The following is a 22,088-nucleotide window of genomic DNA, read 5'->3' as shown; positions in this document are numbered from 1 at the left end:
CACTAAATTCCTTCCGCAAGAGCCATGACCGCCCAATCCGCCTTTGACCTTATCTTTCGCAACGCCTTGCTGCGTGGTGCCGCCGACCCGATGGACATCGGCGTCACGCGCGGCCGGATCACCGCCATCGAACCGACGCTCGCTTGCGAGGCTGCCGAAGTCGATGTCGGCGGACGCCTCGCCCTGCCCGGCTTCGTCGACAGCCACATCCATCTCGACAAGGCCTGCCTGCTCGGCCGCTGCGGGCATGATCACGGCAGCGTCTCCGAAGCGATCCGCGCCGTCTCCGAGATGAAGAAGGGTTTCTCGGTCGAGGACGTCTACGCGCGCGGCGCCCGGGTACTCGAACGTGCTATCGTCCACGGCACCACGCGCATGCGAACCCACGTCGAGATCGATCCCCGCATCGGATTGCGCGGCTTCGAGGCGGTGAAGGCGCTGAAGCGTGACTATGCCTGGGCGATCGACCTGTCGCTCTGTGTCTTTCCGCAGGAAGGCCTCACCAACGATCCCGGCAGCGAGGACCTTCTGATCCAGGCGCTGCGCGATGGTGGGGAGGTGATCGGCGGCTGCCCCTACACGGACACCGACCCGAACGCCCATCTCGCACGCATCTTCGACCTCGCCGAGGCGTTCGACCTGGACGTCGATCTCCATCTCGATTTCGATCTCGATCCCTCCTGGTGGCACCTCGACGAGGTCTGCCGGCAGACCGAGCGGCGCAAATATGGGGGGCGCGTGGCAATCGGCCACGCCACGAAACTCTCCGCACTGCCACCGGAGCGGCTGAGGGCCGCCACCGCGCAGCTGGCCAAGGCTGGCGTTGCCGTCACCGTGCTGCCGGCAACCGATCTGTACCTGATGGGGCGGGAAGCGACCCACAACGCGCCACGCGGGCTGACGCTCGCCCACAAGCTCGCCGCCGACGGCGTGCTGTGCTCGATCGCGACCAACAACGTGCTCAATCCCTTCACGCCGTTCGGCGATGCCTCACTGCTGCGAATGGCGAATTTCTACGCCAACGTCGCGCATGCCTCGGTGAACGACTTCGATACCTGCCTTGATCTCGTGACCGAGCTGCCGGCGCGGCTGATGAACCTTGGGGATTACGGCATCAAGGTCGGAAACCCCGCCGATCTCATCGTGCTCGATACGCAAGACAGCCGCTTCGCCGTCGCCGAGCTGCCGGATGTCGTAATGGGCTTCAAGAGCTGCCGGCAGACTTTTGCGCGGCAACGGCCCACTGTGTTCCGCCCCGGCTCCTGAGCCGCTCTGGACGCATATCTGCATTGAAGCGGGGCGAATTGCCGCGTTTTTTCCGTTAGATGTTACCGTCGATCGTTCTCATGTTCCGAATCCGGTAGAATACCGGATAGTCGATCCGCGCTGATTGCCGATAGCTGAGCATATTGCCAGTCCCGCGGTGCCGTTGAAAGCAGAACCTGCACTGAAGTCTGCATTCAACGGGGAAGCATCGACATGTTCAGCGCATTCAGCAGCATCGACCATCACGCCATTCGAGCGAGAACGCCCGGCGAGGCCGCTATAAAACGGCTCGACGGCATCGGGCATGTCCTGTCAAACCTCGATCTGGTGAGCATCCGGACCCAAGATGACTTGACGCGCATGCTCCTGACGCTCGACACCGCCGACAAGTGCATTCGGGTGATCCGCGCGGAATTCCGAACCCAAGTCGCGAACGATCGGCTGGCCCGCAAGTCCGAAGACCTGATGGCGTTGATCGAACACGTCCGCGACGAGCTCACGGGCTGTTGCACCGTAAAATCCTGAGCAAGAGCCGCCCTATTTCTCGCGATTGATCTTCGCCAGGATTCGGTCCGCCTCGATGCGCCAGTCAGCGTTGCGAGCGAACTCCTTGGTACCCTTCGTTCCGAACAGGCCCTCGTCGGCGAGGTCCGCCACCCAGGCCTGCCGCTCGGCGGTGCCCTGCGCGGACCACGGCGTCAGCCCCGCTTCACGCACGGTCTCGGCGACCTCGCGTACTTCCTCGGCGCGGCGGCGGCCATGCTCGATCACACGCTGGAAGCAATAAGCACCCTGCTTCTCCCAATCGATCGTGGGAAAGGTTTCCGCCAGTGAAGCCAGCACCGCATCCTCGACGCCATGGGCGCGCGCGGTGGTGAAGCTTTCGATGACCATGGCCTCCAGCCCCTTGATCATGATGCTGCGACACATCTTCACCGCCGATGAAACACCGAGCTTGTCGCTCGCAACCTTGGCCGCAAAACCCATCGCGTTCAAAAGCGGCTCCAGCTCCCTGGCCCCGGGACCGCCGAGCAGCAGCGGCACCTTGATGCGATAAGGCGGCACCGACGTCATAACCGCGCCCTCGACATAACGTCCGGCGGCGCCATCAATCAGCGCGGCAGCGCGCTGCTTGGCGGCGGGAGACGCCGAATTGAAATCCAGGAACCAGGTGCCCTGATTGATCGCGGCCGCGCAGGCCTTTGCCACCGGCACGGCCTGGCTCGCGGTGACCGCGGAGATGATGAAATCGGACTTGGCGGTCAGCTCGGCGTGCGAGGCTGCGAGCCCCACACCGACTTTTTCAGCATGCTCGTGCAGCGAACCACCCTGCTCGCCCGCGAGCTTGATGTCAAAGGCTGTGACCTTGATGTCCTGCTGGCGCAAATCCTCGGCCAGAATCCTGCCGACCTCGCCATAACCGACCAGCCCGACCTGCCATCGCTTGGGATCGCCCGCCATCAGTTCAGTCCTCGCGTTGTTGCGTCGAACAGGTCCTCAACCGCATAGCGGCGCGGGATCAGCGCCTGCTGGAACGCGTAGTCGACGATCAACTCCAGCGACCTTCTGTTCGCTTCGATTCCGAACGGAACCAGGTCCGGCGTTGCCGCAGGCCCCGCCTGCGCCTTATTTTGCTTGAGGAGATCATAAATGCCCGAAACTACGTCAGGACGCGATTTCGCTAGCTGCTCGGTCACGACCACGAGATGGTTGACCGGCACGACGCCGCGGCGCGCGTACCATATGGCGGCTTCCGCGGCCGGATCGGGGAACAGCGGCCTCAGCTTGGGATCGTTCGAGGCCTCACCAAGGACGACGTCGAGCTCGCCGTCGAGCAGCATCTGAAGTATCTTCTTGTGCTTCGGCGCGCGCTCGGTGGTGTCGACATATTCGGCGACATGCGGGTCTTCGAACGTGACCCAGCGGATCTTGTCGAGGTTGACGCCGTAGTCGTTGGCGAGGATGCCCCTGATCCAGGCGCCGGTCGTAGTCGTGAACGAACGGATGCCGACGCGCTTGCCTTCGAGATCGGACGGCCCGAGGGTTCCCTGCGCAGGACTATAGAGCGCGTAGGAATGCTGGAAGCGGCCGAGCATTGTGGCAGGCAGCAGCACCAAGGGCTTGCCTTGCGCCTTTGCCATCAGATAGGTGACGATCGCCATCTCGCAGACGTCGAACGCTTGCTCGCGCACCATCGGTTTGAACGCAGTGTTGGTCGGCGTGTATTCGATGAAGTCGAGGTCGAAGCGGTTGGAGCGGAGCTCGCCGCTCTTCACCGCCTGGACATGGGGGTGACTGCCGAGCACGGCCTTCAGCTTGAGACGATCCATCGGCCCACTCCGCTGATTGTTTTAGACGTCCTCGGGATTGTCGACATAGACGAGCCCGGCCTTCGCCAAGGCCTCGCGCATGCTGTACATGTCGAGGCCCAGCTCGCCCGAAGCCAGCCGCTTGCGTTTGCCGCCTTCGTCCGCGTTGCGCTTCCTCGCCTTCTCGGCGACCTCGGCCGCGTAGCGCTTCGGCACCGCCACGACGCCGTCGTCATCGGCCACGATGATGTCGCCGGGATCGACGTTGACGCCGGCGCAGACCACGGGGACATTGACCGAGCCGAGCGTCGCCTTCACCGTGCCCTTGGCCGAGACCGCGCGCGACCACACCGGAAAGTTCATCTCGTGCAGTGCCCTGATGTCGCGGCAGCCGGCATCGATGATCAATCCCTGCACGCCGCGCGCCTGCAGCGAGGTTGCGAGCAGCTCGCCGAACATGCCGTCGGTGTTGTCGGTGGTGCAGCCCACGACGAGGATGTCGCCCTTCGTGCACTGCTCGACCGCGACATGAATCATCCAGTTGTCGCCGGGCTGCGCCAGCACGGTGACGGCGGGGCCGGCGATCGCCGCGCCGGCCCAGACCGGCCGCAGATACGGCTTCATCAGTCCGAGCCGATCATAGGCCTCGTGCACGGTCGAGACGCCGTACTCCGCCATCCCAGCGGGATCGGCACGCTTGATGTTGCGAACGACGACCGGCTTCATGCCAGCTCCTCCGCAACCGTCGGAAACAGCCGCTGATAGGCCTCGCCATAGGTCATGGACACGCCGGTGTTGCGGCTGCCCTGGATGCCGCGGTTGAGCGCGACGCGCTCGTAATATCCCCACAGGTGCTTCTGCGCGGCGAGGATCTGGAACGCCTCGTACTTCTCCTTCCAGACCTCGTCGATCTTGAGGAGCAGGTCCGGCTTGTAGTTGCATTGCTCCGGCTGGTGCGGCTCGAACAAAAACACCGGCGGGGCCGAATATTTGTACTGCGCGCCGGGCTTGTGGCCCATCGCCTGCGCGACCACGCGGGTTTCCTGCGCGAAATGCGCCGCGTTCGGATGGTCGAAATTATAGGGATCCTCCAGCGCGTGCGTCAGCACGAAGCGCGGATTGAGCTCGCGGTAGATGTCGACCATGCGGTCGAAATGGGCCTCGGCGAGCTTCAGCGGATAGTCGCCGCAATCGAAGAACTCGATCTCGGCGCCGAGCAGCTTGGCCGCCCGCTCCGCCTCGTCCTTGCGGCCGGCCTTGACCGATTCCAGCGTCGCACCCTTCTCCTTCCAGGCGAACTGGCTCTCGCCGCGCTCGCCGAAAGACAAGCAGACGATCTTCATGCGGTAGCCCTTCTTCGCATGCAGCGCGATGGCGCCGCCGGCGCGCCAGACGAAATCGCCCGGATGGGCCGTGATCACGAGACCTGTTTTCATGGGACAAACTCCCCTCTATCGTTCGTCAACGTCATCGGTTCATCGAGTCGCGACAGCGGATTCCTCGCCGTCGAGCACGCGCCTCAGGCGGTCGGCATCGAGTGCGCCTTCCCATTTGGCAATCGCGATCGTCGCGACCGCGTTCCCGATCAGATTAGTTGGCGTCAGCCCCTGCGACATCAGGCGGTGGATGCCGAGCACGAGCGCCACGCTCGTCACCGGAATGCTGCCGGTGGCGGACAACGTTGCCGCCAGCACGACGAAGGCGGCGCCCGCGATTCCCGCCGCGCCCTTGGAGGTCACGAGCAGGATCAGAAGCAGCTCGATCTGCTCGGCGAGCCCAAACGGCGTGTTGGTCGCCTGTGCCAGGAACACCGAGGCGGCGGCAAGGTAGAGGCAGGTGCCGTCGAGATTGAAGGAATAGCCGGTCGGGATCACCAGCCCAACGACGCTGCGCTCGCAGCCGGCCTGCTCCAGCTTGGTTAGCATCCGCGGCAGCACCGTCTCGGACGATGTCGTGGCGATGCAGATCAAGAGCTCTTCCCAGATGTAGCGGATCAGCTTGAGCAGCGAGAAGCCACACAGACGCGCGACCGGGCCGAGCGCCACGATGATGAAGATCACGCAGGTGAGATAAAAGCCGCCGAGGAGCTTGCCCAGCGAGGCCAGCGAGTCGACGCCGAACTTGCCGACCGTGAAGGCGATGGCGCCGAAGGCGCCGATCGGCGCAGCCCACATCACGAATCCGACGATGGTGAATACCATCTTGGCGGCGATGTCGATGAGATGGACCAGCGGCGCGGCGCGCTCGCCGAGCTGCACCAGCGCAAATCCGCACAGTACGGCGATGAAGAGCACCTGGAGGATGTTGCCCTCGGCAAAGGCGCCGACGAACGTCGCGGGCACAATGTTTATCAGGAACGGCACAAAGCCGATCACGCCCGACTGCTTGACATAGGGCTCGATCGCGCTGGCATTGATGCTGGCGGGATCGATGTTCATGCCGACGCCGGGCTTGAGCAAGTTCACCGCAATGAGACCGATGATCAGCGCGATCGTGGTCATGATCTCGAAATAGACGATCGCCTTGACGGCGACGCGCCCGACACGGGCCATATCGGCCATATGCGCGATGCCATGGACGACCGTGCAGAAGATGATCGGCGCGATCAGCATCCGGATCGCCTTGATGAAGGCGTCGCCAAGCGGCTGCATCCTGGCGCCCCCCTCGGGATTGACGATCCCAAGCGCGATTCCGGCCGCCATGGCGATGAGCACCTGGATCCAGAGCTCCTTCCACCAGGCGCGGCCGCGCGGCTTGTCGATCGCTAGCGCCGTCATTGGCCGAACTCGAACAGCCGCGCTGGATTATCGACGAGGATCTTCTGCTGATACTCCGGCTCCGGCGCGAACAGCGGGATTAGGTCGACGAGATCGCCGTCGTTCGGCATCGCCTTGACATTGGGATGCGGCCAATCGGTGCCCCAGATGACGCGGTCGGGCGCCGTCTCGACAATTTTTCGCGCGAACGGCACGGCGTCGGTGAACGGCGGACCGGCCGATGACACCCGCTCCGAGCCGCAGATCTTGACCCAGCATTTCTCGTCGCGCTGCATCAGCTCGACCAGGATCTTGAACGGCAGCTGGTCGAGCCCTTCGGACGCCTTCACCCGTCCCATATGGTCGATGGTGTAGCTCAGCGGCAGCCTTATCAGCGTGTCGGCATGTTCAGGCAGGTCGATCGCATCGAAATGCAGATCAATATGCCAGCCGAGCGGTGCGACCAGCGCGACGATGCGGTCGAACACCTGCTTGTCCGGGACCCCGCCGAGATGGCGGACGAAATTGAAGCGGCAGCCGCGGAAGCCGCCCTCATGCAGCACGCGAAGCTCGCGCTCGGTGATGGTGTCGTCGATATTGGCAACCGCGCGATAGGCCCCGTTGCTCTGCGCGATGGCGTCAAGCGCCACCGTGTTGTCGGTGCCATGCACACTCGCATTGACGATGACGGCACGTCCAACGCCGAGCTTGGCATGCAGCGCGCGGAAATCCTCGAGCGGCGCATCCGGCGGCGTGTAGGAACGCTCCGGCGCGTAAGGGTATTTCGCGCCGGGCCCGAAGATGTGGCAATGCGCATCGCAAGACAGGTTCGGCAGTCTGAACTTCGGCGTGCGCGTGTTCGGGTTGGGCGGCGGAATGGTCGGCGTGTACATCATTGCCATCGGATAAACCGCCGAACCAGATCGTGTCTTCAAGTCTTGCTGCTGACGACCGGCCGTCGCCGTGCTGGCGCCTGATCCAGCGCCGGCGCCTGGAACGCGGCCACGGTGGCTTGCACCAATTGCTCGATGGCACTTGCGGCATCGCTGCCGTCGGCCTCGCCGCGCGACAGGCGCGAGACGCGATCCGGCGTCACCAGCGAATAATAGAGTGCGCCAAGCAGGAAGTGGCTGCGCCAGACGATATCGGTGCGCGGAACGTGGGGCAGGCTTTCGTGAACAGCATCGATGAAGGCGTGGCTGGTGTCGTCAAAAGTCTGTGCGATGATCTTTCGCGCGACTTCATTGCCCTCCGCGGACATCACCGCGCGCAGCCGCGTGAACCGCGCCCCGCCCCCGGCAAGATCACTGCCCGAGGTGAAGGCCGGCACGACATAGGCCCGCACCACCGCTTCGAGCCGGTCCTGGAGATCGCGCACGCGCTTGGCGGCCGCGAGCAGCTCGGAACGGCGCAAATTCATTGGCCCGCAATGGCGCCGGTAGATCTCCAGCAGCAGGCCGTCCTTGGTCTTGAAATGATAGGTGACGCTGCCGGGATTGGCGCCGGCGGCCTGTGCGATATCGCGCACCGACACGGCGTTGAAGCCGTTGGTGGCGAACAGCTCCTCGGCCGCGGCGAGGATCGCCTCGCGCATGTTCGGCTTGCGGGCCGTTTCCTTGCTGGCGGGGTTGCGGATCATGTGATTTGTACTATCGTACAAAAGATCAGGTCTCGTCAACAAAAACCATGGATGACACCCGGAAAGGCCGAGAGACCGCCGCTGGGTGCAAAGGAGTGCTGGGAAATGCTGGGTTTCAACAAGACCATCAGCGGTCTGATGGTGGGCGCCGGTCTGCTGCTCGCGGGGACCGCCGCACAGGCCGACAAATATCCGAGCAAGCCGGTCCACATCCTGGTGCCTTATGCGGCCGGCGGCGCCGTCGACGTGCTCGCGCGCACCTTGGCTCAGGCGCTGGCCGGGACTTGGGGCCAGCAGCCGGTGATCGACAATCGTCCCGGCGCCGGCGGAATCGTCGCGTCCCAAGCGCTGACGCAGGCCGCGCCCGACGGCTACACGCTGATCCTCGTCGCGAGCGGCCATCCACTCAACCAGTTCATCTATCCGAGCGTGCCCTATGACACGTTCAAGGATTTCACCGCGATCAGCGAAGTCGCCTCCTCCCCGCTCGCGATCGTCGTGGCCAAGGACAGCCCCTATAAGACGCTCAGTGATCTCCTCATCGCGGCGAAGAAGGAGCCGGATAAGCTCTCCTACGGCATGTCCGGCAACGGCACCTCGGCGCACCTTGCCGGTGAGCTGCTGAAATACATGTCCGGCACCAAGATCGTCGCGATCCCCTACAAGGGCGGCGCCCCCGCGCTGACTGCCGTGATCGCCGGCGACATCCCGCTCAGCATCAATCCGCTTGCGGAGGCCATCAGCCAGATCGAAGGCGGCGCGGTGCGCGCGCTCGCGGTGACCTCGGCCGAACGCTCCAAGGCGCTGCCCAATGTTCCGACCGTCGCGGAGTCGAGTGTGCCGGGTTACGACGTCTCCGTCTGGTGGGGCGTTCTTGGCCCGGCAAAAATGCCGCCGGATATCGTGGCGAAGCTCGAAACCGATCTGAAGGCGGCGTTGCAGGACCCGAACGTACTGTCGACGCTCGGCAAGATCGGCGCGGCCCCGGTCGGCTCATCGTCGAGGGATTTCGGCGCCTACATGCATGCCGAGGCGACCAAATGGGAGCCGGTGCTGAAGGCCGCCGACATCCGCGCGCAGTGAGGTGCTTCGCATGAGGACCAGCGCGCTGGACACGATCCAGCGCCAGGCAGGCTTGCGCGGCGCCACGAAGGCCGACGCGCAAGTAGGTCAATTGCGTGCGCTCGCCCGCATCTTCTCCGGCGGCGCGGGACGCCGCACGAAATCGGCGTCATCGTCGCCTCCTCCCGACGGGATCAGGATCGCGCGCTCGCGCGGCAGCGCTTCCGGCATCTCGTCCCGGATGAAGGCGATGAGCTTCTCCCTCATCTCGCAGCGCAGGTCCCAGGACTGCGGCGCGTTCCTGGCGCTGACGAGGGCGCGGAGCTCGATGGTGCGAGCATCCGCGTCAACGACCTGGAGATTGACCACCTCGCCGTCCCAGAGCTTGGACTCCTTCACTGCTTCTTCCAGCCAGCGCCGGATCCGCGGCACGTCGGCACGATAATCGACATGAAACGCAATCACGCCGATCAGGGACGCAGTGTCGCGGGTCCAGTTCTGGAATGGCTTTTCGATGAAATAAGACAGCGGCACCACCATGCGGCGCCAGTCCCACAGCCGGATCACCACATAGGTCGCGGCGATGTCCTCGACCCAGCCCCACTCGTTCTCGATGATGACGGCATCCTCGATGCGGATCGGCTGGGTGATTGCGATCTGCATGCCCGCGATCAGATTGCTCAGCAGCGGCCGGGCGGCAAGACCAACGATGATACCGGCGGCACCGGCGGAGGCGAACAGGCTGACGCCGTATTGCCTGACCGAGTCGAATGTCATCAGCGCGGTCGACACCGTGATGATGACGATGATGATATCGGTGACGCGCTTGAAGACGCGGACCTGGGTGACGTGCTTGCGCGCGACAAAATTCTCGGTGACGTCGCGAAAGTTCTGGAGATACCGTGCCGCGCTCATATCCACGATCCGGATCGAGATCCAGCCGATCAGCGCAATGAAGGCGACGACGAACAGGCGCGTCAGCGGCGTGCGGAAGGCGTCGTCCAGCGGCGCGAGCGGCAGCACCAACGCTACGGCGGCAAGACTGAGGGCCAGCTGAGTTGGGCCCGCGGTGCGGGCGATGAACACGCTCACGAGCGGGAGGCGGGTTCCGAAGGCGCGGTTGAACAGCCAAACCGAAAGGCGATAGATCGACAGGGCGATCAGGATCGCGCCCAAGACTAGAGTGAGGCCGACGAACCACGACGGGATCCACCCGAACATCCTGTCGATGTCGGCCAAAAGGGTCTGCCAATCCATTAATGTCCCCGCATTGCATCCGCGCTTGCGTTCAACGCGTTGCAGCGTCGTTCGCTCCCCCGCTCGGTGCAATGCAGCATCCCTCTGGTGCAATCATCGCCGAACTGCGCTATTTGTGGTCAATCATGACTCGACGGACCGGCAGCGCCGATCTTCCCCTTCACACCGGCCGGGTTCCACCCTGGCTGGCGACCCGCATGTCGTCGCTCGGCGCGATCGTCACACAGGCGATCGTGCATCACTACGGACGCGATGCATTCCTCCAGCGGCTCTCGCACCCGTTCTGGTTCCAGTCGTTCGGCGCCGTCATGGGGATGGATTGGCACTCCTCCGGCATCACGACGTCGGTGATTGGCGCGCTGAAGCGCGGGCTGGGACCGCTCCAGGACGAGCTCGGAATCTACGTCTGCGGCGGGCGTGGCCAGCACTCGCGCAAGACCCCGGACGAGCTGATGCAGCTCGGCGACCGAATCGGCTTCGACGGCGCAAAGCTCACGCGTGCGAGTCGCCTCGTGGCGAAGGTTGACAGCGCCGCGGTCCAGGACGGCTTTGACCTTTACCTGCACGGCTTCTTCGTCACCGCCGACGCCAAATGGACCGTGGTGCAGCAAGGCATGAACGGCGACAAGCGGCAGGCCCGCCGCTATCACTGGCATTCCGAGGCGCTGAAGAGTTTTGTCGACGCACCGCACAGCGCGATCGACGGGCCGCGGCAAGGCGAGATCGTCAACCTCACCGACCATCGCGCCGAGATCTCGCGCACCGCGCAGCTCGAGCTTCTGAGCGATCTCGGCCCGGATCGTATCCTTTCCGAATTCGAGCGGCTCACCGGAACTGCGCCCGCGCCCGCACAGGCGACGCTGCCGCACCTGATCATGCCCGGGCATCACGACGTGCGGCCGAAGGACGTGTTTGCGCGCCGCCTGCACGGCACACTCGCTGCTGCGGCCGAGCGCGGCCCGGTCGACTTTCCGGAGCTGCTGCTGACTCCCGGCGTTGGCGCTCGCACCGTTCGTTCGCTGGCGATGGTCGCCGAAGTCGTGCACGGCGCGCCCTACCGCTTCAACGATCCCGCGCGCTTCTCGCTTGCCCACGGCGGCAAGGACCGGCATCCCTACCCTGTTCCACTCAAGGTCTATGACGAAACCATTCGCGTGCTGAAGGGGGCGATTCAGAACGCAAAGCTCGGGCGCGAGGAAGAGATGCAAGCCATCAAGCGCCTCGACGACCAGGCGCGGCGGCTGGAGCGCACCGCGCATGGGCCATCCGTCGAATCCTATATCGCCGGAGAGCGTGCGGCCTCGCCCGATCTCGACGGCCGTTCCGTGTTCGGCTGGGAGCGTGATCTCGGGTCGACAAAAAAGCAGACCGGCTGAAAGCCGGTCCGCGAGTTCAGCGGGAAGGAACGGCGCTCTCAGGTCTCGTCGGTGCCCGGCTCCTCGTCGAGCCGGTTGGCCGAGTGGTCCTGATATTGTTCGGTCTGGATCGCCTTGCCGTCCATGCCGCGAATGTCCGAGTGCTGCGCCTTGTCGCGGTTTGACAGCACCATGTTGTCGCCGATCTTCTCCTTGGGCACGTCCGTCATGGCGCCGCTGCCGTCGCCCTTGCCGTGCATGCCCGATCTGAAATGCGTCTTGCTGCCACGACCACCTGGCATCTTTTTCTCCTCTTGCTTTGATCGCCCGTGCAGCTCAATGCTTCTGCTGTGCCGGCGTCGGTTTCGGCGGCTTGTGTCCGCTTTGGCCGGAATCATTGTGCTTGTTGTGATCGCTTTCCTGGTTGAGGCCGCCTCGGCTCACCGGGAATTCACTCTGTCGCGCCTCAGGTCGCGCCCGGTGAACGGCCGTATTCTCCGGATTGTGGCCGAGGGCGCGCTCAAGCTCTCGCGCGTCTGGAACATCCGGCTTGCGCTCGAGGATGCGAACCTGTTGCTCGTGGGTCTTCTTGCCTTGCATGCTCGTCCTCCGGAGCTATCGGCCTCTTCGGTGCGTGCCACTGCGTGCGATGTCCTTGTCGATGCCGCCAGCGGCGTTCACGTCGTTCTCGACGTCGCCTTCGATCGTGTTCTCGCCCAAGGCGTCCTCGAGGTCCTCAGGCGAGATACCGGCCATCGTTGCGCCCTTCGATCCGCCGATCATGGGGTTATTTTGCAGATCCTTTTCCGTCGGTGCGTAGAGTTTGGGTTGCTTGTTGGTCATGCCTCACCTGCCTCCGCCTTTTCCGGCCTCGTCATGCCTGTGGTGTGAATCGTGCTCGCCACCTCCGCCGGAGACGCGGCTGTGGTTGCGCTGCGGGTCGTCCGCCGGTGGCTTCTTCACTTCGAGCGGTGCCTTCGCATTCTCATGCGATGCGCCTGGTCCGCCCTGACGGATGCTGTTCGGTGTCTTGGTGGATGTCGACATGAGGGTCCGCTCCTCAGCGATCTTGCTGATAGCCTTGGTTGGTGGTGTTCTGCTTGATGTTGCCCTGCTGCCCTTGCTGGTCCGGATTTTGCGCACGTTGCTGGCCGCGCGGGGCAGTCGAGGACACTTGCTTGCTGTCGCCGGTTCCCTTCGGACTTTGATTCTCGGTGGGAACAGGTGGCATCTTGCCGGTCATGATGCTGTCTCCTGTTGTTGATCTGCGACATCGACCGGAGGAACTCGTCGCGGCTTTCGATGTCGCAAAAACAACTAGAGCAACGGCATGCCGTTCCTACCGACGAGTGCAGAGAAATTTTCCGCAAGGTGTAAGTCTCAGCAGGCCACTGGCTGGGAACGAATCAACATCGATCCAGCTGATGCTGTCGCCTGTGCTGCGTGGCCGTCGGGCACGACAGGGAGGTTCGCGATCGCTCGCATGCCCGGTCGCTTGCGCCAGTGGATCTGAGACACGTCCACAGCAAAGCCAAGCCGCGGCCATCGCACAAACAACGCTTCCAGGGCACACGCTGCCTCGATGCGCGCGAGTTGATGGCCGAGGCAGAAATGGATGCCCGTTCCGAAGGACATGTGACGGTTCGGCTTGCGCGCGGGATCGAGGCTCTCGGGGCGCTCATGCATCGCCGGGTCCATGTTCGCGGCGGCGAGCATCACCATGACGCGATCGCCCTTCTTGAGACGCACGCCCGCGAGCTCGATATCCCGCCTCACATAGCGGGGCTTGGAGAACTGCACCGGCGACACGAAGCGCAGGAATTCCTCCACCGCAAGCCCGACGCGGCTCCAGTCCTGTGCCAGCCAGTCGCGGACGCCGGGATTTCTGAGGAGCTCGTAGACAGAACCGCTGATGAGATGCGTGGTGGTCTCGGAGCCGGCCGCGAGCAGTAGGAACACCATCGACACCATTTCGCCCGGCGTGATCTGGCCGCCCTCGCGCTCGACCTGAACCAGCTCCGCGATCAGGCCTTCGCCGCCCCGCACGCGGGCAATCTGCAGCTGCCGTTCGAGGTAGGCTCGCATCTTGCGGAACGCGAACAGCATGCGGAAGAAGCTGGCGACGTTCGTAAGTGAGGACATCGTATTGGCCCAGGCGACGAAGCGGGGGCGATCGGCCAACGGCAATCCGAGCAGCTCGGAGATCACCGCGAGCGGCAGGATGCGCGCATAGCGCTGGACGAGATCGGCCGGGCTTCCTGCTAGGAACAGCTCGTCGGCGAGACCGTCCGCGATGGCGCGGATGCGCGGCTCCATCGCGACGATCGCGCGGCGGCGGAAGGCCTCGTCAACAATGCTGCGCAGCCTTGTGTGGTCAGGCTCGTCCATTGTCAGCATGTTGTTGGCGATGGTTCTGACGTAGTTCGGCATCCACCAGCGCAAACCCGCGACGTCCCCATCCTCCTTGCGCAGCGTGAAATCGGTGCCGTCCTTCAGGACCTGCGCGGTGGCCTCATGGGTCGTGGTGATCCAAACATCGCCGACGAGAGGAAATCGCGCCGCGACCACAGGACCGGACATGCGCAACGTTGCGATCGCCTTGGGCGGATCGCGAAAGAAGGCCTCGCTGGTGAAATCGAGGCGTGGTGCCATGTGATCACCGAAGCGGTTGACGGGGTCTCACCAAGATGGTGCACGACGCCGCCCGCGCAAGGGATACGGAACCTCCGCTTCGGCTTCGGTGCAGGCGTGAGAGTCGAGTCTACCCCCGCCCCGGCGAACGCGGGCCGATCTTGCGCTGCTGCTGGTTGGTGTAGGCGTCCCAATTGCTCCAGCTGCCGTTGCTGAGGCTTCGCAGGTCGGTGGTGAGCGGACGGCGCGTGCGCTTGTCGTGATCGGCGATCACGCGCTCGGATTGCACGATCTTGCGCCTGAGTTCCCCGAGCGCCTTCTGGGTCTGGCCGTTCCGCTTCGAAGACGCGATCTCGCCCATCGTGAAGCGCGCGGTTTCGAGCGCCTTCAACTCGGCGCGGTTCTTCTTCAACTGAACCCGGTGCCAGGCGATATTGCTGTCGCTGTCCGCAACCATGTGGGAACTCCGCTGATTCGTTCCCACAGTGTATCGCGTGCCGAATCGACGCCGCAACGGGCGCGCGGCGGCGAAAATACGGTCTTCTTGCGCGGGGGTTCCGGGCTCAGCGCTCGGCGAAGGCCTTTTCGACCACGAATTGGGCCGGCTCGCCGTGATTGCCCTCGACAAGACCCCGCTCGCCGAGGAGCACGCGGGTATCCGCCACCAGCGCCGGGCTGCCGCAGATCATGACGCGATCGTGGGCGGCTTCCAGTGCCGGCAGGCCGATGTCGGAAAACAGCTTGCCCGAGGTGATGAGATCGGTGATGCGCCCGCGATTGCGGAAGGGATCGCGCGTCACGGTCGGATAGTAGATCAGCTGGTTGCGGATGTACTCGCCGATCAGCTCGTCCTTGGGCAGCGTCTCGGTGATCATCTCGCCATAGGCGAGCTCCTTCACGTGTCGGCAACCGTGCAGCAGCACGACCTTCTCGAACCGCTCGTAGGTTTCGGGGTCCTTGATCACGCTCAGGAACGGCGCAAGGCCCGTACCGGTGCCGATGAGGTAGAGGTTGCGGCCGTCTTCCAGATTGTCGATCACCAGCGTGCCGGTGGCCTTGCGGCTGACGATGATCTCGTCGCCTTCCTTTAGATGCTGGAGCCGTGAGGTGAGCGGGCCGTCCGCGACCTTGATCGAGAAGAACTCCAGCGTGTCCTCGTAATTGGCGCTGGCGACGCTGTAGGCCCGCAGCAGCGGCTTCTCGCCGACCTTGAGCCCGATCATGGTGAATTCGCCGTTGCGGAAGCGGAAGGTCGGGCTGCGGGTGGTCTTGAAGGAGAACAGCGTGTCGGTCCAGTGGTGGACGCTCAAAACGGCTTCCTGATTGAAATTGCTCATCTCACCCTTCCGTGGCGCGTCGTGGCGGTTTTCAAGGCGGCAGCTATGCGTCGTTTGTATACGATCATTTGTATACTAATGAATAATCCGGCTTGATCCCGCGGTCAAGGCTGCCCAAGATCGGAAGCGTTGCAGTTAAGGACAAGGACCCATTCCATGGCGCATGACGCACCCCAGGCCACCGGACCCTCGAAGCTCGTGATCCGCAATATCGGCCTGATCCTGTCCGGCGCGCTGGAAAAGCCGATCCTGGACGGCGACACCATCGTCGCCGAGAACGGCAAGATCACCGCGATCGGCCGCTTCAAGGACCTCAACACCGAAGGCGCGACCACCATCGTCGAGGCCAACGGCACCACGGTGGCGCCCGGCCTGATCGACAGCCATGTCCATCCTGTTGCGGGCGACTGGACGCCGCGCCAGAACCAGATCGGCTGGATCGACAGCAATTTGCATGGCGGCGTCACCACGATGATTTCCGCCGGCGAGGTGCATATGCCCGGCCGCCCGCGCGACGTCGTGGGGTTGAAGGCGATGGCCATCTTCGCGCAGCGTGCATTCTGGAATCTGCGGCCTGGCGGCGTGAAGGTTCACGCCGGCGCGCCTGTGATCGAGTGCGAGATGGTGGAGGAGGACTTCAAGGAGTTGGCCGCAGCCGGCGTCAAGCTGCTCGGCGAAGTCGGCCTGGGCGGCGTCAAGGACGGCCCCACGGCGCGAAAAATGGTCGGCTGGGCCCGCAAATATGGCATCCAGAGCACGATCCACACCGGCGGTCCTTCGATCCCCGGCTCCGGATTGATCGACAAGGATGTGGTGCTTGAGGCAGACACCGACGTGGTTGGCCACATCAATGGCGGTCACACCGCGCTTCCCGACGACCAGATCCGCTGCATCTGCGAGGGCTGCAAGCGCGGCCTCGAGCTCGTTCACAATGGCAACGAGCGCTCGGCGCTGTTCACGTTGCGCATTGCGCGCGAGATGGGCGATCTGCACCGCGTCATCCTCGGCACCGATGCGCCGGCCGGCTCCGGCGTGCAGCCGCTCGGCATTCTCCGCATGGTGTCGATGCTGTCCTCGCTTGGCGACCTCCCGGCCGAGGTCGCGTTTTGCCTGGCCACCGGCAACACGGCGCGGATGCGCGAATTGGATTGCGGCCTGATCGAAGTGGGCCGCTCGGCCGATTTCGTCATCATGGACAAGGCGCAGCACTCGGCCGGCAAGAACATTTTGGACAGCGTCCAACTCGGCGACCTCCCCGGCATCGGCATGACCATCATTGACGGTATCGTGCGCACCCAGCGCAGCCGCAACACCCCGCCGGCCGGCAGGGTGCCCGAGGTGGTGGCGAAGTGACGCAGCCGGAGCGGCTCGCCGCTCCCGTGCTCCCTTGACAGCATTGAACAAGTCGTCGGCCTGCTGCGTCTAACGCAGGCAGTTCATTGCTGGAACGCCGAGGGAGACATGAAGAATTCGTCGCGGATTGCCGCCGGTGTAGCCGGTGCGGTCGGAGGTTATGTCGCGACCTTTGTGCTGTTTTCAGTGCTCGATCTGGGCAACCGGGCGGACCCGATCACGTCTGGCCTGTTGGCACTGTTCGTCTACTCACCCATCGGAGCGATCGCTGGCGTGGTGCTTGCCAGCTGGCTGGTGACGCGTTCCGGCACGGATGCAGGCAATAGCGGTCTCGCGCGCAACAGCCTGAAATCGCTTGGTGTCGTGGTCCTGCTTTGCGTGGCCGCCGCCGCCACCTACCTGGGCGTCGCGTACATGACGGCCACGCCCTGGCTCAACCGAAACGGCGCCACTCCTCTGCTCGTCTTCGAGGTTCGCCTTCCGGCCGGCGCAACAGTGCCGAAATCACCGCAAGATATCACCATCGAATTGCAGACGGACCTCAACACCATGCCGGGCGAATTGAACGCAGCTGGCTTCCATAGTGACGGCGATCAGCCCGTCATCGCAGGCGAAGTCGAACTGGCGTTCCGAACCTCGCACCGGCAACTCGCCGTCAACATCCAGGGACAGCCCAGCCGAATCTACCCGATCGGATTGACGGCCTCGGCTCCGCATACGCCGGAGTTCGGAACGTGGCGGCGGCTCGCCGATGGCAGCGAAATCCGCTATCGCGCAAAATGGCCGGGGAAGACGTAGCAGGATCACCGCGGTTTCGCTATCTCACAACGCACATAGGTCTGGCGCTTGCCCGGCCCGACCGGGCTGTTGTCCATCACCAGCTTGCCGTCCGCGGCAATGGAAACCCGGGGACTGGAGCGATACTTCTCACCCTCGCCTTCGCAGGCGAGCTTCATTTTCCAGGCGAGCTTCCCGTCGGCAGTGATCTCGCTGGCGCGGCACCGGGTCTCGTACCAATAGAGACGGTTGCCGCCCTCGATGCTCATGCGGTTGGCGCTGTCCTCGTCGCGGCAATCCTTTTTGGTTGACGCCCAGAACCCCTCATAGGCTTGCGCCGCCAGGGCGGGAGCAGACTGGCCCGCCAGCATCACACTCATGCTCAGAGCCATAGCAAACCGGGTCGCCGCTCTCATGTCAAAAACCTCGACAAGACCTTCACCGAGGTTAGTCGCGCCTCACCGCAGCTTGTTCAACAGCGCCATCAGCATCTCGCGCTCCTTTGCCTCGAGCGGCGCCAGCGTCTCTCGTGTGATCGCAAGCGCATTCGGCGCGACCTTTTCCGCCAATTGCTGGCCCGCGCGCGTCAGGCTGACCAGAAGCCGCCGTCCATCCTCCGGATCCTGGCTGGTCTCGGTGAGGCCGCGCGCCGTCAACCGATCGATCACGCCCTTGATGGTCGCCACGTCCATCGCCGTCAGGCGCCCGAGCTGGTTCTGCGAGCATGGCCCGGCCTCGGCGAGCTTCGACAGCGCCGCCCATTGCGTCGGCGTAATGTTGGTGCCGATCTCGCGAGAGAAGATCGCGCTGTGGCGCTGCCAGACCTGGCGAAGGATGAAGCCGACCTGCTCGTCGAGCACATAAGGCGGCTTTGCCGGTTTGACGCTTTTCTTCGCCGCGACGCTTCTCGCCATCCGCTCGATGCCCTTGCCCTTTGCCTTCACAACGACAGATGCGCGTCGCGGATATCCGGACGCGCGTCGAGCTCGGCCATGGTGCCGCCGAAGCAGATGCGGCCGCGCTCGATGATATAGGCGCGATCGGAGATCAGCCGCGCAAAATGCAGATTCTGCTCGGAGACGACGATGCTGACGCCCTCCTTCTTCATGGTCAGGATGGCCTCGACCATCTGCTCCACGATTTTCGGCGACAGGCCTTCCGAGGGCTCATCCAGCAGCACCAGCGATGGATTGCCCATCAGCGTGCGCGCGATGGTGAGCATCTGCTGCTCGCCGCCGCTCATGCGGCCGCCCGGGCGATTTTTCATCTCGCCGAGGTTAGGGAACAGCGAAAACAGCTTGTCGCGAGTCCAGTGCGGCGCGTTCGGGCGCTTCGGCTGGCGGCCGACCTCGAGATTCTCTTCCACCGTCAAATCGGTGAAGATACGCCGCTCCTCCGGCACGTAACCAAGCCCATCCCGCACGATCTCATGTGTCGGACGCGCCGAGACATCCTTGCCTTCGAACATGATCCGTCCTGAGCGCTGCGCGACGAGCCCGACGATCGAGCGAAACGTCGTCGACTTGCCGGCGCCATTGCGGCCGAGCAATGCCACGACTTCCCCCTCGCCGACTTCGAAGCCGATGTCGAACAGGATATGGGCCGGGCCGTAATGACTATTGAGGTCCTGCACCGTGAGCTTCATGCCGATGCTCCCTCGCGAGGCCCGGCATCGTAGAGGAGGCCCTCGCCGAGGTAGACCGCCTGCACCTGCGGATTGCCCCGGACCTCGGCCGGCGAGCCCTCGGCGATCAGCGTGCCGCGGTTGAGCACGATGATGCGGTCGGCGTGCTCGAACACCACGTCCATGTCGTGCTCGGTGAAGAGAACGCCGATCGATTTTTCCCGAGCGATCTGCGCGGTCAGCCGCATCAAATCGACGCGCTCGCGCGGCGCCATGCCGGCGGTCGGCTCGTCCATCAGCAGCAGCTTTGGCTGGTTGGCGAGCGCGACGGCGAGCTCAAGCCGCTTGAGGTCGCCGTAGGCAAGCTCGCCACAGGGGCGATCCGCATAGCCGCCCATGCCGACCAGCTCGAGCAGTCGCCCGGCTTCGCCGCGGTCGAAGTTCGGCGCCGAGCCCCAAAGATTGTACAATTGCTTGCCGTGCGAAATCAGCGCGACCTGCACGTTCTCGCGCACCGTCATGGTCGCGAAAGTCGCGGTGATCTGGAAAGTGCGCCCCACGCCCATCCGCCAGATCTCGCGCGGCTTCCTGCCGGTTGTGTCCTCGCCGAGCAGGCGGACGTGGCCGGTATCAGGCTTGTTCTGGCCATTGAGCATGTCGAAACAGGTGCTCTTGCCCGCGCCGTTCGGTCCGATCAGCGCCAGGATTTCACCGGCGCGCAGCGAGAACGAGACGCCGCGCACGGCATGGACGCCGCCATAGGATTTGGTCAGTCCTTCGACCGCGAGAAGTGGGGGCGCGACGCTCATTCGGCGGACTCGATCGGCTTGGCAAGCAAGGGTGACCCCGGCGGCGATGTCTTCCTGCGGCGCTGCGCTAGCATCTCCAGCATGCCGACGATGCCCTTGGGGAAGACGACGACGATCAGAACGATGAAACCGCCGAGCACGAGTTTTGACAGGTCGGTCTGACTGACCAGCCAGATGTTCAAGGCCTTGTAGACGATGGCGCCGATCACCGCGCCCGACACCGTCTCGACGCCGCCGAGCAGCACCATGACAAGGGCGTCGACCGAGAGCGAGATGCCGAGATTGTCCGGAAAGACGCTGCCCTTGAGGTAGGCGAACAGCGCGCCGCCAATGCCCGCGGTCGTGCCCGCGATCACGAAGGCGGTCCACTGGATACGCTTGGTGTTGATGCCGACCGCTTCGCTGCGCAGCAGCGAGTCGCGCGTCGCCCTCAGCGCATAGCCGAACGGCGAGAACACCATGGCCCGCAAAGCGATCGTCACGAGCGCCGCAACACCGAGCGACAGCCAATAGAAATGCGATGGGCTCGCCGCCCAGCTCGAGGGCCAGACGCCCAGGATGCCGTTGTCGCCACCGGTGACGCTCACCCACTGGAACGCGATCGACCAGACGATCTGCGCGAAGGCGAGCGTCAGCATCGCAAAATAGACGCCGGAGAGCTGCACCGCGAAGAAGCCGAACACGGCAGCGCCCATGCAGCCGAGCAGCGGACCGAGCAACAGGCAGACGATCATCGGCAGTCCGGCCATCTTGGCGAGGAAAGCGACGCCGTAAGCGCCGAGGCCGAAATAGGCGGCGTGACCAAAGGACGCGAGCCCGCCGACCGACATCAGGAAGTGCAGGCTGACGGCGAAGATCACTGAGATCGCGATCTCCGAGCCGACGGTCAGTGCATAATTGCCGGCGAACAGCGGTAGTGTCGCCGCAACGACGAGCGCTGCAAACGCAGCCAACCGCTCATTCGACGTCAGCGGTCGCCAGGGATTGACGGTGAGACCCGGCGTCTTGCGGGCCGGCGCCTCGGGCCTGCCGAACAAGCCCCAGGGCCGCACGATCAGCACCACCGCCATCACCAGGAAGACCAGGATGATAGAAATTTTTGGAAAGATCAGGATGCCGAAGGCGTTGAGCTCGGAGACCAGCACAGCCGCGACGAAAGCGCCGATGATGCTACCGAGGCCTCCGATCACCACGACGACGAAGACCTCGACGATGATGCGCAAATCCATCGCATGATGCACGGCATCGCGTGGGATCTGGAGCGCACCGCCGAGAGCGGCGAGGAAAACGCCGACCGCAAACACGCTCGTGAACAACCATTTCTGATTGACGCCCAGCGCCGCGACCATGTCGCGGTCCTGCGTCGCTGCGCGCACCAGAACGCCCCAGCGCGTGCGCTGGAACAAGAGCCAGAGAATGCCGAGCACGACCGGTCCGAGCACGATCAGAAACAGATCATAGCTCGGAATGTTCTGGCCGAAGAAGTCGATCGCCCCCTTGAAGCCGGGCGCACGGCGCCCCACGAGATCGTCTGGGCCCCAGATCAGGACGACGAGGTCCTCGACCATCAAGGTCAGGCCGAAGGTCGCAAGCAGCTGGAACAGCTCGGGCGCGTGATAGATGCGCCGGAGCAGCACCATCTCGACGATGACGCCGATCAGCGCCACCGCGAACGCCGCCACCACGATGCCGCCCCAGAAGCCGAATGCACCTGACAGGCGCTCCGTCAGCGTGAAGGCGACATAGGCGCCGATCATGTAAAAGGCGCCATGCGCAAAATTCACGATCCGCGTCACGCCAAAGATGATCGACAGGCCCGACGCCACCAGGAAAAGCGACGCTGCGCTGGCGAGACCGGTCAGAAACTGTACGACGTAAAAGGCCATCTGCGGTCCGGGTTAAGCGTAAGTCGC

General features: G+C 64.0%; 27 protein-coding genes. 6 read left to right on the top strand and 21 right to left on the bottom strand.

What is annotated here, in order from left to right:
- The first annotated feature begins 24 nt into the window (after window positions 1-24).
- Window positions 25-1,266 (top strand): amidohydrolase family protein, encoded by a 1,242-nt coding sequence (locus ACFQX9_RS20575; RefSeq protein ID WP_377790252.1) that lies wholly within the window; start codon window positions 25-27, stop codon window positions 1,264-1,266.
- Between the two features lie 213 nt (window positions 1,267-1,479).
- Window positions 1,480-1,791 (top strand): hypothetical protein, encoded by a 312-nt coding sequence (locus ACFQX9_RS20570; RefSeq protein ID WP_377790250.1) that lies wholly within the window; start codon window positions 1,480-1,482, stop codon window positions 1,789-1,791.
- 12 nt (window positions 1,792-1,803) lie between these two features.
- Here the strand turns inward: ACFQX9_RS20570 and ACFQX9_RS20565 are convergent, their stop codons facing one another.
- From ACFQX9_RS20565 to ACFQX9_RS20535, 7 genes are read right to left on the bottom strand one after another with little or no spacing between them, the layout of a single operon-like run.
- A complete protein-coding gene (locus ACFQX9_RS20565; RefSeq protein ID WP_085352766.1) occupies window positions 1,804-2,727 on the bottom strand; it encodes an NAD(P)-dependent oxidoreductase in 924 nt (307 codons plus the stop codon).
- Entirely contained in the window at window positions 2,727-3,596 is an 870-nt protein-coding gene (locus ACFQX9_RS20560) for an ABC transporter substrate-binding protein (protein ID WP_018459295.1), read from the bottom strand. Before ACFQX9_RS20560 ends, ACFQX9_RS20565 begins: the two co-directional genes overlap by 1 nt.
- Before the next feature lie 21 nt (window positions 3,597-3,617).
- A complete protein-coding gene (locus ACFQX9_RS20555; RefSeq protein WP_085352765.1) occupies window positions 3,618-4,301 on the bottom strand; it encodes a 4-carboxy-4-hydroxy-2-oxoadipate aldolase/oxaloacetate decarboxylase in 684 nt (227 codons plus the stop codon).
- Complete coding sequence (locus ACFQX9_RS20550) at window positions 4,298-5,011, bottom strand: PIG-L deacetylase family protein (RefSeq protein ID WP_018459297.1); 714 nt, start codon at window positions 5,009-5,011, stop codon at window positions 4,298-4,300. The genes ACFQX9_RS20555 and ACFQX9_RS20550 overlap by 4 nt, the downstream gene beginning before the upstream one ends.
- A gap of 39 nt (window positions 5,012-5,050) precedes the next feature.
- Window positions 5,051-6,352 (bottom strand): C4-dicarboxylate transporter DctA, encoded by a 1,302-nt coding sequence (dctA, locus tag ACFQX9_RS20545; protein ID WP_377790247.1) that lies wholly within the window; start codon window positions 6,350-6,352, stop codon window positions 5,051-5,053.
- A complete protein-coding gene (locus tag ACFQX9_RS20540) occupies window positions 6,349-7,233 on the bottom strand; it encodes an amidohydrolase family protein (protein WP_377791042.1) in 885 nt (294 codons plus the stop codon). The genes dctA and ACFQX9_RS20540 overlap by 4 nt, the downstream gene beginning before the upstream one ends.
- 29 nt (window positions 7,234-7,262) lie before the next feature.
- Window positions 7,263-7,970: a TetR/AcrR family transcriptional regulator gene (locus ACFQX9_RS20535; RefSeq protein WP_085385611.1), complete on the bottom strand. Its 708-nt coding sequence runs from the start codon at window positions 7,968-7,970 to the stop codon at window positions 7,263-7,265.
- A gap of 105 nt (window positions 7,971-8,075) precedes the next feature.
- On the opposite strand from ACFQX9_RS20535, the gene ACFQX9_RS20530 reads away from it, so the two are divergent.
- Window positions 8,076-9,053 (top strand): tripartite tricarboxylate transporter substrate binding protein, encoded by a 978-nt coding sequence (locus ACFQX9_RS20530; RefSeq protein ID WP_247297598.1) that lies wholly within the window; start codon window positions 8,076-8,078, stop codon window positions 9,051-9,053.
- 87 nt (window positions 9,054-9,140) lie between these two features.
- Here the strand turns inward: ACFQX9_RS20530 and ACFQX9_RS20525 are convergent, their stop codons facing one another.
- Window positions 9,141-10,289: a mechanosensitive ion channel family protein gene (locus ACFQX9_RS20525; protein ID WP_018459302.1), complete on the bottom strand. Its 1,149-nt coding sequence runs from the start codon at window positions 10,287-10,289 to the stop codon at window positions 9,141-9,143.
- Window positions 10,290-10,414: 125 nt separating this feature from the next.
- Here ACFQX9_RS20525 and ACFQX9_RS20520 point away from each other — a divergent pair, with 125 nt between their 5' ends.
- A complete protein-coding gene (locus tag ACFQX9_RS20520; protein ID WP_026233776.1) occupies window positions 10,415-11,665 on the top strand; it encodes a DUF763 domain-containing protein in 1,251 nt (416 codons plus the stop codon).
- A gap of 38 nt (window positions 11,666-11,703) precedes the next feature.
- Here ACFQX9_RS20520 and ACFQX9_RS20515 read toward each other — a convergent pair whose 3' ends face one another.
- From ACFQX9_RS20515 to ACFQX9_RS20480, 8 genes are all read right to left on the bottom strand, one after another.
- A complete protein-coding gene (locus ACFQX9_RS20515) occupies window positions 11,704-11,946 on the bottom strand; it encodes a hypothetical protein (protein WP_026233777.1) in 243 nt (80 codons plus the stop codon).
- A 34-nt stretch (window positions 11,947-11,980) separates the two neighbouring features.
- Window positions 11,981-12,244 carry a hypothetical protein gene (locus tag ACFQX9_RS20510; RefSeq protein WP_018459305.1) on the bottom strand — a complete coding sequence of 88 codons (264 nt, stop codon included), beginning with the start codon at window positions 12,242-12,244 and terminating at the stop codon, window positions 11,981-11,983.
- A 15-nt stretch (window positions 12,245-12,259) separates the two neighbouring features.
- Entirely contained in the window at window positions 12,260-12,487 is a 228-nt protein-coding gene (locus ACFQX9_RS20505) for a hypothetical protein (RefSeq protein ID WP_247398278.1), read from the bottom strand.
- A gap of 3 nt (window positions 12,488-12,490) precedes the next feature.
- Window positions 12,491-12,691 (bottom strand): hypothetical protein, encoded by a 201-nt coding sequence (locus tag ACFQX9_RS20500; protein ID WP_007592432.1) that lies wholly within the window; start codon window positions 12,689-12,691, stop codon window positions 12,491-12,493.
- A gap of 13 nt (window positions 12,692-12,704) precedes the next feature.
- Entirely contained in the window at window positions 12,705-12,887 is a 183-nt protein-coding gene (locus ACFQX9_RS20495) for a hypothetical protein (protein WP_247398281.1), read from the bottom strand.
- A gap of 137 nt (window positions 12,888-13,024) precedes the next feature.
- The gene (locus tag ACFQX9_RS20490) at window positions 13,025-14,296 is read right to left on the bottom strand and encodes a cytochrome P450 (protein ID WP_247398284.1); all 1,272 of its coding nucleotides are present in this window, start codon (window positions 14,294-14,296) and stop codon (window positions 13,025-13,027) included.
- A 109-nt stretch (window positions 14,297-14,405) separates the two neighbouring features.
- Window positions 14,406-14,732 (bottom strand): hypothetical protein, encoded by a 327-nt coding sequence (locus ACFQX9_RS20485; protein WP_377790241.1) that lies wholly within the window; start codon window positions 14,730-14,732, stop codon window positions 14,406-14,408.
- Window positions 14,733-14,838: 106 nt separating this feature from the next.
- Window positions 14,839-15,612: a ferredoxin--NADP reductase gene (locus ACFQX9_RS20480; RefSeq protein ID WP_018459311.1), complete on the bottom strand. Its 774-nt coding sequence runs from the start codon at window positions 15,610-15,612 to the stop codon at window positions 14,839-14,841.
- Between the two features lie 156 nt (window positions 15,613-15,768).
- Between ACFQX9_RS20480 and ACFQX9_RS20475 the strand changes: the two genes are divergently transcribed.
- Together ACFQX9_RS20475 and ACFQX9_RS20470 are read left to right on the top strand one after the other, a co-directional pair.
- On the top strand, window positions 15,769-16,965 hold the full coding sequence (locus tag ACFQX9_RS20475) for an amidohydrolase family protein (protein WP_018459312.1): 1,197 nt from the start codon (window positions 15,769-15,771) through the stop codon (window positions 16,963-16,965).
- Window positions 16,966-17,073: 108 nt separating this feature from the next.
- The gene (locus tag ACFQX9_RS20470; RefSeq protein WP_085352764.1) at window positions 17,074-17,763 is read left to right on the top strand and encodes a hypothetical protein; all 690 of its coding nucleotides are present in this window, start codon (window positions 17,074-17,076) and stop codon (window positions 17,761-17,763) included.
- Between the two features lie 5 nt (window positions 17,764-17,768).
- On the opposite strand, the gene ACFQX9_RS20465 is transcribed toward ACFQX9_RS20470, so the two are convergent.
- Genes ACFQX9_RS20465 through ACFQX9_RS20445 form a run of 5 tightly spaced genes read right to left on the bottom strand, consistent with a single transcriptional unit; the run spans window position 17,769 to window position 22,061 of the window.
- Window positions 17,769-18,158 carry a hypothetical protein gene (locus ACFQX9_RS20465; RefSeq protein WP_018459313.1) on the bottom strand — a complete coding sequence of 130 codons (390 nt, stop codon included), beginning with the start codon at window positions 18,156-18,158 and terminating at the stop codon, window positions 17,769-17,771.
- A 42-nt stretch (window positions 18,159-18,200) separates the two neighbouring features.
- On the bottom strand, window positions 18,201-18,656 hold the full coding sequence (locus ACFQX9_RS20460) for a MarR family winged helix-turn-helix transcriptional regulator (RefSeq protein WP_007592445.1): 456 nt from the start codon (window positions 18,654-18,656) through the stop codon (window positions 18,201-18,203).
- Between the two features lie 26 nt (window positions 18,657-18,682).
- Window positions 18,683-19,387: an ABC transporter ATP-binding protein gene (locus ACFQX9_RS20455; RefSeq protein WP_007592446.1), complete on the bottom strand. Its 705-nt coding sequence runs from the start codon at window positions 19,385-19,387 to the stop codon at window positions 18,683-18,685.
- Complete coding sequence (locus ACFQX9_RS20450; RefSeq protein WP_085352763.1) at window positions 19,384-20,175, bottom strand: ABC transporter ATP-binding protein; 792 nt, start codon at window positions 20,173-20,175, stop codon at window positions 19,384-19,386. Before ACFQX9_RS20450 ends, ACFQX9_RS20455 begins: the two co-directional genes overlap by 4 nt.
- On the bottom strand, window positions 20,172-22,061 hold the full coding sequence (locus ACFQX9_RS20445; RefSeq protein ID WP_085352762.1) for an ABC transporter permease: 1,890 nt from the start codon (window positions 22,059-22,061) through the stop codon (window positions 20,172-20,174). The genes ACFQX9_RS20450 and ACFQX9_RS20445 overlap by 4 nt, the downstream gene beginning before the upstream one ends.
- Window positions 22,062-22,088: the final 27 nt, after the last annotated feature.

The sequence above is a fragment of the Bradyrhizobium sp. GCM10028915 genome, assembly GCF_042666195.1.
Classification (GTDB): domain Bacteria; phylum Pseudomonadota; class Alphaproteobacteria; order Rhizobiales; family Xanthobacteraceae; genus Bradyrhizobium; species Bradyrhizobium canariense_D.
The sequence above is the reverse complement of the archived record's forward strand: the minus strand, read 5'-3'. Positions and strand labels throughout refer to the sequence as shown.

What these genes read in the sequence shown, in the direction of transcription:
- ACFQX9_RS20560 (WP_018459295.1), bottom strand. Translation starts at nt 3,596, where the DNA reads ATGGATCGTCTCAAGCTGAAGGCCGTGCTCGGCAGTCACCCCCATGTC.
- ACFQX9_RS20500 (WP_007592432.1), bottom strand. Translation starts at nt 12,691, where the DNA reads ATGTCGACATCCACCAAGACACCGAACAGCATCCGTCAGGGCGGACCA.
- ACFQX9_RS20565 (WP_085352766.1), bottom strand. Translation starts at nt 2,727, where the DNA reads ATGGCGGGCGATCCCAAGCGATGGCAGGTCGGGCTGGTCGGTTATGGC.
- ACFQX9_RS20460 (WP_007592445.1), bottom strand. Translation starts at nt 18,656, where the DNA reads ATGGCGAGAAGCGTCGCGGCGAAGAAAAGCGTCAAACCGGCAAAGCCG.
- ACFQX9_RS20470 (WP_085352764.1), top strand. Translation starts at nt 17,074, where the DNA reads ATGAAGAATTCGTCGCGGATTGCCGCCGGTGTAGCCGGTGCGGTCGGA.
- ACFQX9_RS20475 (WP_018459312.1), top strand. Translation starts at nt 15,769, where the DNA reads ATGGCGCATGACGCACCCCAGGCCACCGGACCCTCGAAGCTCGTGATC.
- ACFQX9_RS20575 (WP_377790252.1), top strand. Translation starts at nt 25, where the DNA reads ATGACCGCCCAATCCGCCTTTGACCTTATCTTTCGCAACGCCTTGCTG.
- ACFQX9_RS20530 (WP_247297598.1), top strand. Translation starts at nt 8,076, where the DNA reads ATGCTGGGTTTCAACAAGACCATCAGCGGTCTGATGGTGGGCGCCGGT.
- ACFQX9_RS20540 (WP_377791042.1), bottom strand. Translation starts at nt 7,233, where the DNA reads ATGGCAATGATGTACACGCCGACCATTCCGCCGCCCAACCCGAACACG.
- ACFQX9_RS20515 (WP_026233777.1), bottom strand. Translation starts at nt 11,946, where the DNA reads ATGCCAGGTGGTCGTGGCAGCAAGACGCATTTCAGATCGGGCATGCAC.
- ACFQX9_RS20525 (WP_018459302.1), bottom strand. Translation starts at nt 10,289, where the DNA reads ATGGATTGGCAGACCCTTTTGGCCGACATCGACAGGATGTTCGGGTGG.
- ACFQX9_RS20480 (WP_018459311.1), bottom strand. Translation starts at nt 15,612, where the DNA reads ATGAGCAATTTCAATCAGGAAGCCGTTTTGAGCGTCCACCACTGGACC.
- ACFQX9_RS20570 (WP_377790250.1), top strand. Translation starts at nt 1,480, where the DNA reads ATGTTCAGCGCATTCAGCAGCATCGACCATCACGCCATTCGAGCGAGA.
- ACFQX9_RS20450 (WP_085352763.1), bottom strand. Translation starts at nt 20,175, where the DNA reads ATGAGCGTCGCGCCCCCACTTCTCGCGGTCGAAGGACTGACCAAATCC.
- ACFQX9_RS20485 (WP_377790241.1), bottom strand. Translation starts at nt 14,732, where the DNA reads ATGGTTGCGGACAGCGACAGCAATATCGCCTGGCACCGGGTTCAGTTG.
- ACFQX9_RS20550 (WP_018459297.1), bottom strand. Translation starts at nt 5,011, where the DNA reads ATGAAAACAGGTCTCGTGATCACGGCCCATCCGGGCGATTTCGTCTGG.
- ACFQX9_RS20555 (WP_085352765.1), bottom strand. Translation starts at nt 4,301, where the DNA reads ATGAAGCCGGTCGTCGTTCGCAACATCAAGCGTGCCGATCCCGCTGGG.
- ACFQX9_RS20455 (WP_007592446.1), bottom strand. Translation starts at nt 19,387, where the DNA reads ATGAAGCTCACGGTGCAGGACCTCAATAGTCATTACGGCCCGGCCCAT.
- ACFQX9_RS20490 (WP_247398284.1), bottom strand. Translation starts at nt 14,296, where the DNA reads ATGGCACCACGCCTCGATTTCACCAGCGAGGCCTTCTTTCGCGATCCG.
- ACFQX9_RS20535 (WP_085385611.1), bottom strand. Translation starts at nt 7,970, where the DNA reads ATGATCCGCAACCCCGCCAGCAAGGAAACGGCCCGCAAGCCGAACATG.
- ACFQX9_RS20465 (WP_018459313.1), bottom strand. Translation starts at nt 18,158, where the DNA reads ATGAGAGCGGCGACCCGGTTTGCTATGGCTCTGAGCATGAGTGTGATG.
- ACFQX9_RS20520 (WP_026233776.1), top strand. Translation starts at nt 10,415, where the DNA reads ATGACTCGACGGACCGGCAGCGCCGATCTTCCCCTTCACACCGGCCGG.
- ACFQX9_RS20495 (WP_247398281.1), bottom strand. Translation starts at nt 12,887, where the DNA reads ATGACCGGCAAGATGCCACCTGTTCCCACCGAGAATCAAAGTCCGAAG.
- dctA (WP_377790247.1), bottom strand. Translation starts at nt 6,352, where the DNA reads ATGACGGCGCTAGCGATCGACAAGCCGCGCGGCCGCGCCTGGTGGAAG.
- ACFQX9_RS20505 (WP_247398278.1), bottom strand. Translation starts at nt 12,487, where the DNA reads ATGACCAACAAGCAACCCAAACTCTACGCACCGACGGAAAAGGATCTG.
- ACFQX9_RS20445 (WP_085352762.1), bottom strand. Translation starts at nt 22,061, where the DNA reads ATGGCCTTTTACGTCGTACAGTTTCTGACCGGTCTCGCCAGCGCAGCG.
- ACFQX9_RS20510 (WP_018459305.1), bottom strand. Translation starts at nt 12,244, where the DNA reads ATGCAAGGCAAGAAGACCCACGAGCAACAGGTTCGCATCCTCGAGCGC.